General features: G+C 71.8%; 11 protein-coding genes and 1 pseudogene. 5 read left to right on the top strand and 7 right to left on the bottom strand.

All coding sequences use genetic code 11. The features are described from left to right. Positions 1–8 precede the first annotated feature (8 nt). From AB0H32_RS30060 to AB0H32_RS30050, 3 genes are all read left to right on the top strand, one after another. Positions 9–1,064, top strand: a complete 1,056-nt coding sequence (locus AB0H32_RS30060; RefSeq protein ID WP_361126740.1) for an NlpC/P60 family protein — start codon at positions 9–11, stop codon at positions 1,062–1,064. Between the two features lie 64 nt (positions 1,065–1,128). After that, positions 1,129–2,145: a hypothetical protein gene (locus tag AB0H32_RS30055; protein WP_361126737.1), complete on the top strand. Its 1,017-nt coding sequence runs from the start codon at positions 1,129–1,131 to the stop codon at positions 2,143–2,145. A gap of 10 nt (positions 2,146–2,155) precedes the next feature. Then, positions 2,156–2,548, top strand: a complete 393-nt coding sequence (locus AB0H32_RS30050) for a hypothetical protein (RefSeq protein WP_361126781.1) — start codon at positions 2,156–2,158, stop codon at positions 2,546–2,548. Between the two features lie 59 nt (positions 2,549–2,607). Here the strand turns inward: AB0H32_RS30050 and AB0H32_RS30045 are convergent, their stop codons facing one another. From AB0H32_RS30045 to AB0H32_RS30025, 5 genes are all read right to left on the bottom strand, one after another. Further along, positions 2,608–4,737 carry a 3-hydroxyacyl-CoA dehydrogenase NAD-binding domain-containing protein gene (locus tag AB0H32_RS30045; protein ID WP_361126734.1) on the bottom strand — a complete coding sequence of 710 codons (2,130 nt, stop codon included), beginning with the start codon at positions 4,735–4,737 and terminating at the stop codon, positions 2,608–2,610. Then, entirely contained in the window at positions 4,734–5,951 is a 1,218-nt protein-coding gene (locus AB0H32_RS30040; RefSeq protein ID WP_361126731.1) for an acetyl-CoA C-acyltransferase, read from the bottom strand. Before AB0H32_RS30040 ends, AB0H32_RS30045 begins: the two co-directional genes overlap by 4 nt. 664 nt (positions 5,952–6,615) lie before the next feature. Further along, the gene (locus tag AB0H32_RS30035; protein WP_361126728.1) at positions 6,616–7,902 is read right to left on the bottom strand and encodes a ribonuclease D; all 1,287 of its coding nucleotides are present in this window, start codon (positions 7,900–7,902) and stop codon (positions 6,616–6,618) included. Positions 7,903–8,105: 203 nt separating this feature from the next. Further along, the gene (locus AB0H32_RS30030) at positions 8,106–8,765 is read right to left on the bottom strand and encodes a response regulator transcription factor (protein ID WP_361126725.1); all 660 of its coding nucleotides are present in this window, start codon (positions 8,763–8,765) and stop codon (positions 8,106–8,108) included. A gap of 279 nt (positions 8,766–9,044) precedes the next feature. Next, positions 9,045–9,722 (bottom strand): DUF3000 domain-containing protein, encoded by a 678-nt coding sequence (locus AB0H32_RS30025; RefSeq protein WP_361126722.1) that lies wholly within the window; start codon positions 9,720–9,722, stop codon positions 9,045–9,047. A gap of 173 nt (positions 9,723–9,895) precedes the next feature. Here AB0H32_RS30025 and hemE point away from each other — a divergent pair, with 173 nt between their 5' ends. After that, positions 9,896–10,963, top strand: a complete 1,068-nt coding sequence (hemE, locus tag AB0H32_RS30020) for a uroporphyrinogen decarboxylase (protein WP_361126719.1) — start codon at positions 9,896–9,898, stop codon at positions 10,961–10,963. A 10-nt stretch (positions 10,964–10,973) separates the two neighbouring features. Here the strand turns inward: hemE and AB0H32_RS30015 are convergent, their stop codons facing one another. After that, on the bottom strand, positions 10,974–11,798 hold the full coding sequence (locus AB0H32_RS30015) for a rhomboid family intramembrane serine protease (protein WP_361126716.1): 825 nt from the start codon (positions 11,796–11,798) through the stop codon (positions 10,974–10,976). A 116-nt stretch (positions 11,799–11,914) separates the two neighbouring features. Here AB0H32_RS30015 and AB0H32_RS30010 point away from each other — a divergent pair, with 116 nt between their 5' ends. Next, positions 11,915–12,175 carry a hypothetical protein gene (locus AB0H32_RS30010; protein WP_361126779.1) on the top strand — a complete coding sequence of 87 codons (261 nt, stop codon included), beginning with the start codon at positions 11,915–11,917 and terminating at the stop codon, positions 12,173–12,175. A gap of 104 nt (positions 12,176–12,279) precedes the next feature. Here AB0H32_RS30010 and AB0H32_RS30005 read toward each other — a convergent pair. Beyond that, positions 12,280–13,620, bottom strand: a pseudogene (locus tag AB0H32_RS30005) (FAD-dependent oxidoreductase); the annotation flags it as partial. Between the last annotated feature and the right edge of the window lie 102 nt (positions 13,621–13,722).

Genomic DNA, 13,722 nt, shown 5'->3' with positions numbered 1-13,722 from the left:
CCCCCACCATGCCGAAGCGCAAAGGCCGCCCCGTCGTCCATGCGGCAACGGTCCTGGCGCTGCTCGCGGGCAGTGCCTACTTCACCTACGAGCTGCGCAAGGACGAGCAGGCGAAGGTCCCGGCCGCCCAGACGGTCACCGACAACACCCTGCGGAACTCGGGAGCGGCGAGCGGAAAGCAGACCTGGGAGCGGCTGAACGACCCGGCGCGCTCCGTGCTGCGCGACGCCAAGGGCGCGGTCATCGCCACCTTCACCGACGGCGCCCGCACCGCCACGCTCAAGGGTCCGTCCCGGACCTTCGGCGAACCGGCCAACACGAGCACCAAGGTGGTCACCGACGACTGGGTCCGCCTCATGCCGGAGCCCTGGACCAAGGGCGCCCAGGACCAGCAGTGGTTCAAGGACTGGTTCAAGCAGTACTACGGGAGCCAGGAGGACGACGTCTTCGCCATCGCCTTCCAGTACGTACAGGGCGCCCCCGTCAAGAAGGACTCCGCGGGTGTGCCGTACCGGGGCGACGCGGTCTTCGGGCCGTACAAGGCGGACGGCGTGGACCGCCTGGAGCAGAACGACTTCTACGACTACCTCGGCATCCCGTACACCTTCCGCAACGGGACCACGGTGTCCCCGCGCCCGGAGCGCTACCGGGCCCTGGACTGCTCCGGCTTCATGCGCATGGTGTGGGGCTACCGCTCCCGCTACCCGCTGATGGCCTCCGACACCCTCGGCGACGGCCTGCCCCGCTCCGCCAACGGCATGGCCCGCTCCAAGGCCGGCGTCGACATCATCAAGCTCCAGGGCCCCTCTCCCTGGTACACCCGCCCGAAGAACACCGACATGCTGCAGCCCGGGGACCTGCTGTTCTTCAAGATGGACCACCGCACCGGCGACCACATCGACCACGTCGCCCTCTACCTGGGCCTGGACACCGAGGGCCACAAGGTCTTCGTCTCCAGCCGCAAGGAACAGAACGGCCCCACGATGGGTGACAAGGGCGGTGTCTCCCGCATCGACGGCAACGGCTTCTACGCCGAGCTGTTCCGCAGCGCGAAGCGGCTGTGACCGGGAGTGGACGGCCGGGGCCGGGCGGTGGCGGGTGTGGCCTGGACCGGCTCGGGGTGAACCGGTGAACGGCGACTGGCTCATGCGCGGCCGCGACGGCCGGCTCAGCGTCTACCAGCTGTCGGGCGACGCCGTCCTGTGCCGGGCCGAGCGCGGGCCGGGCGGCCCCTGGACCGACCCCCGCAGGGTGGGCGGCGACCAGAGCCTCCACCCCGTCCTCGCCGTCGGCCAGGGCGCCGACGGCTACGCCCACCTGGTCTCCTGGCGGCCCACGAAGAAGGGTGAGTCCGGCCTGGTGCACTCCACCCACTTCCGCCCGCGCCTCGCGGCGCTGGACTGGAACCCGATCGGCCACCCGAACAGGACGGGCGACCGTACGGGGCAGCCCGCGGTCGCCGTGGACGCCCAGGGCCGCGCCCACGTCTTCGTACGCAACACGGACGGCGGGGTGAGCCTGCTCGCGCAGAAGGAGAAGGGCGGCTGGGAGCCCTGGCGCGACCTGTTGGGCCGCGAGGTCCAGGACGGCCTGGCCGCGGTGACGGGGGAGTCCGGCAGGGTCGAGCTGTACGCGTCGGCCCCCGGGGCCCTTCTGCACTGGCGTCAGGAGGAGCCCGGTGCCCGGCCGGTCCTCCAGGAGGCCCTGGAGACCGGGGTCCGCCAGGGCACCCTGTACGCCCTGGCCACGTCGGCCGACAGCACCACCGTCTTCTACACCGACGACGCGGGCGGGCTGTGCGCCTGGCGCCCCGGCGGCAAGCCGGCCACCCTCCTGCCCTCGGCGGGACACGGCCGGGTCGCGGCCGTCCGCTGCGATCTCGACGGGCACGACTGCACCCTGCTGGCGCAGCGCTCGGCGAGCGGCCGGGTGGCCTTCGCCGCCTACCCCACCGAGCTGGAGTCGGCCGGAGCGTGGTGGACGGAGTCGGGCCCGCAGCTGCCGGTGGACGCGCTGGTGTCCCTGGCCGTGGAGGAGGACGACCGGGTGGTGGCGGCGACGTCGTCCCCCTCCACCGGCCGGCTCCTGCTGACCGGACGGAAGGACGAGGCGGGGCTGGCGCTGGAGGCGTGGCGGCAGCTCTGAGTGCGCCATGATGGCGGTCGTGGACACCGAGACACTCATAGACGCCTGGCGGCGTCTTCTCAGCGGCTCCGGAAAATCGTGGGTGCTCTACGAGCACGGCACCTGTGTGGTGCTGGGGGAGCCTGTGGGACCACTCGCCGACCGGGCCACCGAGATCCTGCGCGAGTTCGGTCCCGTGCAGGTGGGCGGTCCGGCGGGCGACTTCCGGGTGCTGGAGCTCAAGAGCGGGGACGGCTGGCTGGTGACGGGCCACCATCCGGACGTGGTCACCTTCGTCGCCCTCGACGAGTCCGAGGATCCCTCGCACCTGGCGGTCGGGATCCACGGGCGGTCCAAGCGCGACCGCGACGGCAGGGAACTGCACGTCGTCCACGTCGAGGACGCGCGCTCTCCCGCCTCCTGACACGCCGATGCCCGGCACACCCCGAGGTGCGCCGGGCATCGCAGGACCCTACGGAGGCCCTACTGCGGGACGCTCGCCACGCCCGGAGCCAGGAACTTCTTGCCGTTCACGCGCTCGGAGACACCCTCGCGGTCCAGGTACGGCGTGATGCCGCCCAGGTGGAAGGGCCAGCCGGCGCCCGTGATCAGGCACAGGTCGATGTCCTGGGCCTCGGCGACGACGCCCTCGTCGAGCATGAGCCCGATCTCCTGCGCCACCGCGTCGAGCACGCGCTCGCGCACCTGCTCCTCGGTCAGGACGGAGTCGCCCTGCTGCAGCAGCGCCGCGACCTCGGGGTCCAGCTCCGGCTTGCCGCTGTCGTAGACGTAGAAGCCACGCTTGCCCGCCTTGACGACGGCCGCGAGGTTCGGGGAGACCGTGAAGCGGTCCGGGAAGGCCCGGTTGAGGGTCTCCGAGACGTGCAGACCGATCGCGGGGCCGACCAGCTCCAGCAGCACCAGCGGGGACATCGGCAGGCCGAGCGGCTCGATGGCCTTCTCTGCGACCTCGACCGGGGTGCCCTCGTCGATGACGTTCTGGATCTCGCCCATGAAGCGGGTGAGGATGCGGTTCACGACGAACGCCGGGGCGTCCTTGGTGAGGACCGCGGTCTTCTTCAGCTTCTTGGCGACGCCGAAGGCGGTGGCCAGCGAGGCGTCGTCGGTCTGCTCGCCCCGGACGATCTCCAGGAGCGGGAGGACGGCGACCGGGTTGAAGAAGTGGAAGCCGACGACCCGCTCGGGGTGCTGCAGCTTCGACGCCATCTCCGTGACCGACAGCGAGGAGGTGTTGGTGGCGAGGATCGCGTGCGCCGGGGCGACCGCCTCGACCTCGGCGAACACCTGCTGCTTGACGCCGATCTCCTCGAAGACCGCCTCGATGATGAAGTCGGCGTCCGAGAAGCCCTCGGCCTTGTCCAGGACACCGGTCACCAGCGCCTTGAGGCGGTTGGCCTTGTCCTGGTTGATCCGGCCCTTGCCGAGCAGCTTGTCGATCTCGGCGTGGACGTAGCCGACACCCTTGTCGACGCGCTCCTGGTCGATGTCGGTCAGGACGACCGGCACCTCCAGGCGGCGCAGGAAGAGCAGCGCGAGCTGGCTGGCCATCAGACCGGCGCCGACGACGCCGACCTTGGTGACCGGGCGGGCCAGGTTCTTGTCCGGGGCACCCGCGGGACGCTTGCCGCGCTTCTGCACCAGGTTGAACGCGTAGATGCCGGAGCGCAGTTCGCCGCCCATGATGAGGTCGGCGAGAGCCTGGTCCTCGGCGTCGTAGCCCTGCTGGAGGTCGCCGTTCTTGGCGGCCGCGATGATGTCGAGGGCGCGGTAGGCGGCCGGGGCCGCGCCGTGCACCTTGCCGTCCGCGATGAAGCGGCCCTTGGCGACGGCCTGGTCCCAGGCCTCGCCGCGGTCGATCACCGGACGCTCGACCTCGACGTCGCCCTTGAGGACGTTCGCGGTCCAGATCAGCGACTGCTCCAGGAAGTCGGCGCCCTCGAAGATCGCGTCCGCGATGCCGAGGTCGAAGACCTGCTGGCCCTTGAGCTGCTTGTTCTGGTTGAGGCTGTTCTCGATGATGACCGAGACGGCCTTGTCGGCGCCGATCAGGTTCGGCAGCAGCGCGCAGCCGCCCCAGCCCGGGACCAGGCCCAGGAAGACCTCGGGGAGGGAGAACGCCGGGATCGCCTTGGAGACGGTCCGGTAGGAGCAGTGCAGGCCGACCTCGACGCCGCCGCCCATCGCCGCACCGTTGTAGTACGCGAAGGTCGGGACCGCGAGGGCCGCGAGGCGCTTGAAGACCTCGTGGCCGCCCTTGCCGATGGCCAGCGCGTCCTCGTGCTTCTTCAGCAGCTCGACGCCCTTGAGGTCGGCGCCGACCGCGAAGATGAACGGCTTGCCGGTGATGCCGACGCCGACGATGTCGCCGGCCGCGGCCTCCGCCTCGACCTGGTCGAGCGCGGTGTTGAGGTTCGCCAGCGAGGCCGGACCGAAGGTGGTCGGCTTGGTGTGGTCGAAGCCGTTGTCAAGGGTGATGAGCGCGAAACGCCCCGCACCGAACGGCAGGTCGAGGTGGCGTACGTGCGCGGACGTCACGACCTCGTCGGGGAACAGCTCGGCCGCACCCTTCAGAAGCTCAGCGGTGGTGCTCACTTGTCCCCCTCGAAGTGCGGGTTCTCCCAGATGACCGTCGCGCCCATGCCGAAGCCGACGCACATGGTGTTCAGGCCGTAGCGGACGTGCGGCTGCTCCTCGAACTGGCGGGCCAGCTGCGTCATCAGACGGACACCGGAGGAGGCCAGCGGGTGGCCGTAGGCGATTGCGCCGCCGTACTGGTTGACGCGCGCGTCGTCGTCGGCGATGCCGTAGTGCTCCAGGAAGGCGAGGACCTGGACGGCGAAGGCCTCGTTGATCTCGAAGAGACCGATGTCGGAGATGCTGAGCCCCGCCTGGGCGAGGGCCTTCTCCGTGGCCGGGATCGGACCGTAGCCCATGACCTCGGGCTCGACGCCGGCGAAGGCGTAGGAGACCAGGCGCATCTTGACCGGCAGGTTGTTCTCGCGGGCGAAGTCCTCGCTCGCGATGATCGAGGCGGTGGCGCCGTCGTTCAGACCGGCCGCGTTGCCGGCGGTGACCCGGCCGTGGACGCGGAACGGCGTCTTGAGGCCCTGCAGGTTCTCCAGGGTCGTGCCCGGGCGCATCGGCTCGTCGGCCGTGACCAGGCCCCAGCCGGTCTCGCCGGCCTCGGGGTTGGTGCGGCGCACCGAGATCGGCACCAGGTCCTGCTGGATCTTGCCGTCGGCGTACGCCTTGGCGGCCTTCTCCTGCGAGCGCACGGCGTATTCGTCGGCGCGCTGCTTGGTGATGGTCGGGTAGCGGTCGTGCAGGTTCTCGGCGGTCATGCCCATGAACAGGGCGGACTCGTCGACCAGCTTCTCGCTGACGAAGCGCGGGTTCGGGTCCACGCCCTCGCCCATCGGGTGGCGGCCCATGTGCTCCACGCCACCGGCGATGACGGCGTCGTAGGCGCCGAACGCGATCGAACCGGCGGTGGCCGTGACGGCGGTCAGGGCGCCGGCGCACATGCGGTCGATCGAGTAGCCGGGGACCGACTGGGGCAGACCGGCGAGGATGCCGGCGGTGCGGCCGAGGGTCAGGCCCTGGTCGCCGATCTGGGTGGTCGCGGCGATGGCGACCTCGTCGATCTTCTTCGGGTCCAGGCCGGGGTTGCGGCGCAGCAGCTCCCGGATCGCCTTCACGACCAGGTCGTCGGCGCGGGTCTCGTGGTAGATGCCCTTCGGGCCCGCCTTGCCGAACGGGGTGCGGACGCCGTCTACGAAGACGACATCCCTGACGGTACGAGGCACGATGGCTCTCCTCCAGGGTGCGGGATGGCACTGCTGCGACGCGCAAGAGCTGAGCGCGCGCTCAGGACCCATGCTACTTATGAGTAACGTAGCTGCACAGTCCTGCTCGGGGGAGCGGTGAACGTCACACCAGGGGGCCGGTGCGACACCGGCACCCGGTGCTGCAGTCCGTGCCCACCCGTTCCGCCCTGCGGAACGCCTGCCCACGGCGATTCCACATGATTCCCGGAACGCCACAGCGCTTCCCGGCGGGTCGCGGTGGGGCAGGGCGGGTCGCGGTGGGGCACCGGATGGTCCGCGGCAGCGCCGACGGTGCAGGACGGTTCACGGCAGTGCCCGCAGTGTCGGCAGCGCTGGCAGTGCAGGCAGCGCTGGCAGTGCCGGCGGTCTCGGCGGTGCAGGAAGTCTCGACCGTGCAGGCAGTACCGGCAGCACCGGCAGTACCGGCAGTACCGGAGGGAATCTTGGCGTGTTCTCGACGTGCCGGTGGTGCCCCGTCAGGGGCGCGGGGAACTGCGCGAGCGACCACAACGGACCCGCGGCCGCCGCGCGCGACCAGGCCCAACCAGGCCCTGCGGAGCCTGGGCGCCCGGCGCGGACAGCTGTAACACCGGGCACCGACAGCACGGCCCCGGCGCCGCCGCATCGGCCCCGGCGGGGCGGGCTACGCCCCCTTCGCCAACAGCGCCGAAACCAGCACCGCCGTCACCTGCTCCACCTGCCACGCACGCGCGCCGTATCCGGCCAGCGCAGATCCCACGGCTTCCGTGTCGGCGGCCGGCGGCTCCCAGCAGATCCGGCGCACGGTGTCCGGAGAGACCAGATTCTCCTGAGGCATGTTGAGCTGCTCGGCCAGTGCCGACACCCCGGCCCGTGCAGCGGACAGCCGGGCCGCGGCGGCGGGGTCCTTGTCGGCCCAGGCCCGTGGCGGCGGCGGCCCGGTGACGGGCTGCCCCGGCTGCGGCAGCTGCGCCTCGGCCAGAGCCTTCGCGCGATCCACCGCGGCCTGCCACTGCTCCAGCTGCCGCCGCCCCGTCCGGTGCCCGAACCCGTTCAGCGCCGAGAGCGCGTGCACGTTGACCGGAAGGGCGAGCGCCGCCTCCACGATGGCGGCGTCACTGAGGACCTTGCCCGGCGACACGTCCCGCCGCTGGGCGATCCGGTCCCGCGTCTGCCACAGCTCCCGCACGACAGCCAGCTGGCGGCGCCGCCGCACCTTGTGCATGCCGGACGTACGACGCCAGGGGTCCTTGCGGGGCTCGGCCGGCGGCGCGGACGCGATCGCGTCGAACTCCTGGCGCGCCCACTCCAGCTTGCCCTGCCGGTCCAGCTCCTTCTCCAGCGCGTCGCGCAGGTCGACGAGGAGTTCCACGTCCAGCGCGGCGTAGCGCAGCCAGGGCTCGGGCAACGGGCGGGTGGACCAGTCGACGGCGGAGTGGCCCTTCTCCAGGACGAAGCCGAGGACACCCTCGACCATGGCGCCGAGGCCGACCCGGGGGAACCCGGCGAGCCGGCCGGCCAGCTCGGTGTCGAACAGCGCGCCCGGCATCATGCCTATCTCGCGCAGGCAGGGCAGGTCCTGGGTGGCCGCGTGCAGCACCCATTCGACGCCGGACAGCGCCTCGCCGAGGCCGGACAGGTCGGGGCAGGCGACGGGGTCGATCAGCGCGGTGCCGGCCCCCTCGCGACGCAGCTGCACCAGGTAGGCGCGCTGGCCGTAGCGGTAGCCGGAGGCGCGCTCGGCGTCGACGGCGACGGGGCCGGAACCGGCGGCGAACGCGGCGATCACCTCGCTGAGTGCGGCCTCGTCGACGATCACCGGCGGAATGCCCTCGCGGGGCTCCAGCAGTGGAGTCGGCGCCCCCGTCGCAGACCCTCCGGCGTCGTCCGGAGGAGTGCCTCCGGTGGTGCGCAGGGAAGCGTCTGCTGCGGTGTCTTGGGCGTCGGTCACATGTCAAGGGTATCCATGTGTGGACAGCGCCCGTCGCCGGAACGTTCCGTCGACGGGCGCCGGAGGGTCGTAAACCAGTCAGGCCGGTGAAACGTCGGGTTCACGTGACTGAACCGGTGCTTCCGCCGAGCAGTCCGGCGGAGGGTGCGGAGCAGGGTCGGTGGAGGGTGCGGAGCAGGGCCAGTTGAGGGTGCGGAGCAGGGTCAGTGGATGATTCCGGTGCGCAGGGCGACGGCCACCATGCCGGCCCGGTCGCCCGTGCCGAGCTTGCGCGCGATGCGGGCCAGGTGGCTCTTCACGGTCAGTGCGGACAGGCCCATCGAGACGCCGATCGCCTTGTTCGACTGGCCCTCGGCGACCAGCCGCAGCACCTCGACCTCGCGCCCGGACAGCTCCCGGTAGCCGCCCGGGTGGCTCGGGGCACCCGGGGGGCGGCGGTGCATACGGGGGCCGGCGCCCAGGGGGGCGGCGCCGGGCCGGGCGGGGAGTCCGATGTTCGTCCTGGTGCCGGTGACGACGTAGCCCTTCACCCCGCCCGCCAGGGCGTTGCGGACGGCGCCGATGTCGTCGGCGGCGGAGAGGGCCAGCCCGTTGGGCCAGCCCGCGGCGCGGGTCTCGGACAGCAGGGTCAGGCCGGAGCCGTCGGGCAGGTGGACGTCGGCGACGCAGATGTCGCGAGGGTTGCCGATGCGGGGACGAGCCTCCGCGATGGACGAGGCTTCGATGACATCGCGCACACCGAGCGCCCACAGATGGCGGGTGACGGTGGAGCGGACGCGCGGGTCGGCCACGACCACCATGGCGGTCGGCTTGTTCGGGCGGTAGGCGACCAGGCTTGCGGGCTGCTCGAGGAGAACGGACACCAGGCCTCCTGGGTGGGGGACGGGGCCGGCTTTGGGGAAGAAGCCGGGACGAACCGTACTTTCAAGGTCACAGTCGTCTTCGGCAGCAAACCCGTCCGCCTTTAGAGAATGATCACGATCTAGTGAGTAACAATCCGTGCAATTCGGACACGCGATCGATCATCCGAAGATCGAGTCGGTTCGGGCCGGTGCGATTCGGGTGCAGAAAGTGGCCGTATCGACAAAGGGATGGTCAATAGAGCGTTCACGGGGATTAACCCGGCGTGACCGGTTGTGACGTCACCGGGACTGCGGACCCCTGCGCTGCGGGAGCGTCACCACCGAGGCGTCACCCGGACCGGCCGGGGGCAGCCCGCCGACCTGGGCCAGCAGATCGCACCAGGAGGCCAGGTGGGCGGCGGTGTCCGGCACCCCGCCCAGGCCCTCGCGGGGGGTCCAGGAGGCACGGATCTCGATCTGCGAGGCGGACGGCCGCTCGGCCAGCCCGCCGAAGTAGTGCGAACTCGCGCGCGTGACCGTGCCGCTCGGCTCGCCGTAGGTGAGCCCCCGCGACTGCAGCGCGCCGGTCAGCCACGACCAGCACACCTCGGGCAGCAGCGGATCGGCCGCCATCTCCGGCTCCAGCTCCGCGCGTACCAGGGTCACCAGTCGGAACGTGCCCCGCCAGGCGTCGTGCCCGGCCGGGTCGTGCAGCAGCACCAGCCGCCCGTCGGCCAGATCCTGGTCGCCGTCGACGACCACGGCCTCCAGCGCGTACGCGAACGGGGCGAGCCGCTGCGGGGCGGGCGTCGGCTCCACCTCGACCTGCGGCCGCAGGCGCGCGGTGCGCAGGGCCTCCACCGCGGCCCGGAACGCCGGCGGGGCGGTATTGCCCGGATGCCGGTCCGCCTCACCGGCCTCCTTCGCGTCGTCCACACCGTCAGTACTGTCCGACGTTCGTCCTTGAGCCGCAGCCATGGCGGAAGAGTAAGGGGAACTGGCGCTCGGTGCTGGCCTAGACACCCCGCGGCCGGATGTGCCGTACCGGCCGCGAGCCGCCGCCCCGGCCCGCCGTACCGGCCCGGACGGCCTCCTGCGCGAGGGCCGGACGGGCTGCGTGTCGCTCATCGGGGTCGTGGGAGACTTTCCCCGTGACCGCCAACGACACCCCTACGGGCCAGCAGCCGACAGCGACGTACGACAGCGCCTTCCTCAAGGCGTGCAGGCGCGAGCCCGTGCCGCACACTCCCGTGTGGTTCATGCGCCAGGCCGGCCGCTCCCTGCCGGAGTACCGCAAGGTGCGCGAGGGCATCCCCATGCTGGAGTCCTGCATGCGGCCCGAGCTGGTCACCGAGATCACGCTGCAGCCGGTGCGCCGCCACAACGTGGACGCGGCGATCTACTTCAGCGACATCGTCGTCCCGCTCAAGGCCATCGGTGTCGATCTCGACATCAAGCCCGGTGTCGGCCCGGTCGTCGAGCAGCCGATCCGCACCCGCGCCGACCTCGCCCGGCTGCGCGACCTCACCCCCGAGGACGTGCCCTACGTCACCGAGGCGATCGGCCTGCTCACCCGCGAGCTGGGGAGCACCCCGCTGATCGGATTCGCCGGCGCGCCTTTCACCCTCGCGAGCTACCTGGTCGAGGGTGGTCCGTCCCGCACGTACGAGAACGCCAAGGCGATGATGTACGGCGACCCCGAGCTGTGGGCCGACCTGCTGGACCGTCTCGCCGACATCACCGCCGCCTTCCTGAAGGTGCAGATCGAGGCGGGCGCGAGCGCGATCCAGCTCTTCGACTCCTGGGTCGGCGCGCTCGCCCCGGCCGACTACCGGCGCTCGGTCATGCCCGCCTCGGCGAAGGTGTTCGAGGCCGTCTCGGGCTACGGCGTGCCGCGCATCCACTTCGGCGTCGGCACCGGTGAGCTGCTGAAGCTCATGGGCGAGGCCGGTGCGGACGTCGTCGGTGTCGACTGGCGCGTCCCGCTGGACGAGGCCGTCCGCCGGGTCGGCCCCGGCAAGGCGCTCCAGGGCAACATCGACCCGACGGTCCTGTTCACCGACAAGGACACCGTCGAGACCCGGGCCCGCGAGGTCCTCGACGCGGCCGCCGGCCTGGAGGGCCACGTCTTCAACCTGGGCCACGGCGTGCTGCCGAACACCGACCCGGACGCGCTGACCCGGCTCGTGGAGTACGTCCACACGCACAGCGCCCGCTGAGCGCACCCGCTCACCACACCTGACGCGACCGGGCCCGCCTGCCGAACAGCAGGCGGCCCGGCTCCGGCGGGGGCGGCGTGCCGGGCTTGAGCGGCCAGGCGAGCAGCATGCCCGCCACGAAGCCGACCACGTGCGCCGCGTACGCCACCGTGCCGGCGCCGGAGACGCCGTGCCCCGAGGAGTACACCGCCTGGAGCGCGAACCAGAAGCCCAGCACCAGCCAGGCGGGCAGCCTGAGCGGCAGGAAGACCAGGAACGGGACGAGGACCCAGACCCTGGCCGTCGGATACAGCACCAGATAGGCGCCCAGCACACCGGCGATCGCTCCGGACGCGCCGATCAGCGGGTCGCCGGAGGCGTCGTTGAGCAGCGCGAAGCCGTAGCCGGCCGCGTAGCCGCAGACGACGTAGAAGAGGAAGTAGCGGATGTGGCCCATCCTGTCCTCGACGTTGTTGCCGAAGATCAGCAGGAAGAGCATGTTGCCGAGCAGGTGCAGCCAGCTGCCGTGCAGGAACATCGCGGTGAACACGGACAGGGGCGGGGACTTGTCGTAGCCGGGCGGTTCCACCACACAGCCCGGGCCGTGCGGGCCCACGCCCACGTCGCCCGTCGGGACCAGCCGCGGTGTCTGATGGTGGATCAGCTCCCGGGGGACCGCCGCGTAGTGGTCCATGAACGCCTGGAGATGGCACAGCTGCGCAAGATCGCCGCCTCCGGCCACGGACCCGGCTATGCCCGGGGTGGCCAGGAAGACGAGGACGTTGGCGGCGATGAGCGCGTACGTCACACAGGGCGTACGGCGCACCGGATTCACGTCATGGACGGGGATGACCACACAGGAGTAGTGCCCGCGACGCGGCGTGCGAACCGGTGAACGCCGCCGGGCGCGGGTGCGTATCTGTTCTCAACCGACGTGAGGATCAGGCGATGAACGCTCCGCAGGTTTCGGCGATGCATGCTCTGCCCGACGGCGAGGCCGAGCTGTCTTTGGTGCTACGGCTTCCCTGGGAGGACGTGGCGCGGCTCGGTCAGGAGGCGGGGCGGCTGGCCGCCCAGATGCAGCGGCCGGTGACGCTGGACGAGGCGGTGAGCAACCGGCTCCGCTCGACCCGGCCGGCGGCGTCTCATGCGAAGCCGGCGGGGGAGCAGCCTGCGGCCGTGACGTCGAGTGCGGCGGTCACTTCTCTGCCGCGGATCAGCGGGACGGCTTGAGGAGCATCGAGGGGTGCGGGTGCTCCGTGGCAGGTCGCGGACGCGCGGCGGAGCCGCATGTCGACGCAGCCCCGCGCCCCTGAGGGGGTTTCCCCGGCTCTCGTTCACAGGCTCCCTCGGCGCACCTCGGCAGTCGCCTTTCGCGCTGCCACCAGCACCGGGTCCCACACCGGCGAGAACGGCGGGGCGTAGCCCAGGTCCAGGGCCGTCATCTGTTCCACCGTCATCTGCGCGGTCAGGGCCACCGCCGCGATGTCGACCCGCTTGGCCGCGCCCTCCCTGCCGACGATCTGCACGCCGAGCAGGCGGCCCGTGCGGCGTTCGGCGAGCATCTTGACCGTCATCGCGGCGGCGCCGGGGTAGTACCCGGCGCGGCTGGTCGACTCGATGGTGACGGTCTCGTACTGGAGGCCGACGCGGCGGGCGTCCTTCTCGCGCAGGCCGGTGCGGGCGATCTCCAGGTCGCAGACCTTGCTGACCGCCGTGCCGACGACACCCGGGAAGGTGGCGTAGCCGCCGCCGGCGTTGGTGCCGATGACCTGGCCGTGCTTGTTCGCGTGGGTGCCGAGCGGGACGTACTGCTCCTGGCCGGAGACGAGGTTGAGCACCTCGACGCAGTCGCCGCCCGCCCAGATGTTCTCGTGGCCGCGCACGCGCAGGGCGAGGTCGGTGAGCAGGCCGCCGTGCGCGCCGAGCGGAAGGCCCGCCGCCTCGGCCAGCTCCGTCTGCGGGCGCACACCGATGCCCAGCACCACCACGTCCGCCGGGAATTCGGCGTCCTGGGTGGCCACCGCCCGCACCCGGCCGTCCTCGCCGGTGAGGATCTTGGTGACCTCGGCGTCGTCGACCATGGTGATGCCCAGGCCCTCCATGGCCCGGTGCACCAGGCGGCCCATGTCCGGGTCGAGCGTGGACATCGGCTCGCTGCCCCGGTTCACGACCGTCACCTCGTAGCCGCGGTTGATCAGCGCCTCGGCCATCTCCACGCCGATGTAGCCCGCTCCGACGACCACAGCACGACGGCCACGCGTGCCGGTCAGGGAGTCGAGCAGCGCCTGGCCGTCGTCCAGGGTCTGTACGCCGTGTACGCCAGGAGCGTCCGCGCCCGGCATGTCCGGGCGGATCGGGCGGGCACCGGTCGCGATCACGAGCTTGTCGTACGACGTCCAGGACTCGTCCCCGGAGTCGACGTCACGCGCGCGTACCCGGCCGCCCGCCACGTCGATCTCCAAGACCTCCGTGCGCATCCTGAGATCGATGTCCCGCGCGCGGTGCTCCTCGGGCGTACGGGCGATCAGCCGGTCCCGCTCGGGGACGTCGCCCCCCACCCAGTACGGGATCCCGCACGCCGAGAAGGAGCTGAAGTGGCCGCGCTCGAAGGCCACGATCTCCAGCTCACCGGGTCCGCGGAGCCGACGGGCCTGCGACGCCGCGGACATCCCCGCCGGGGCGCCCCCCCGCCACCCCCCCCCGTCCCGGGCCCCCCGCCCGCGCGGGAGCGGGGGGGGGGGGGGGCGAGGGGGCGGGGGGTTGGGTTGGAGTAGGGG

The organism is Streptomyces sp. NPDC020362 (assembly GCF_040642095.1).
Lineage (GTDB): Bacteria > Actinomycetota > Actinomycetes > Streptomycetales > Streptomycetaceae > Streptomyces.
Note: the sequence above shows the minus strand (reverse complement) of the source record. Positions and strands in the feature narration are given on the sequence as shown.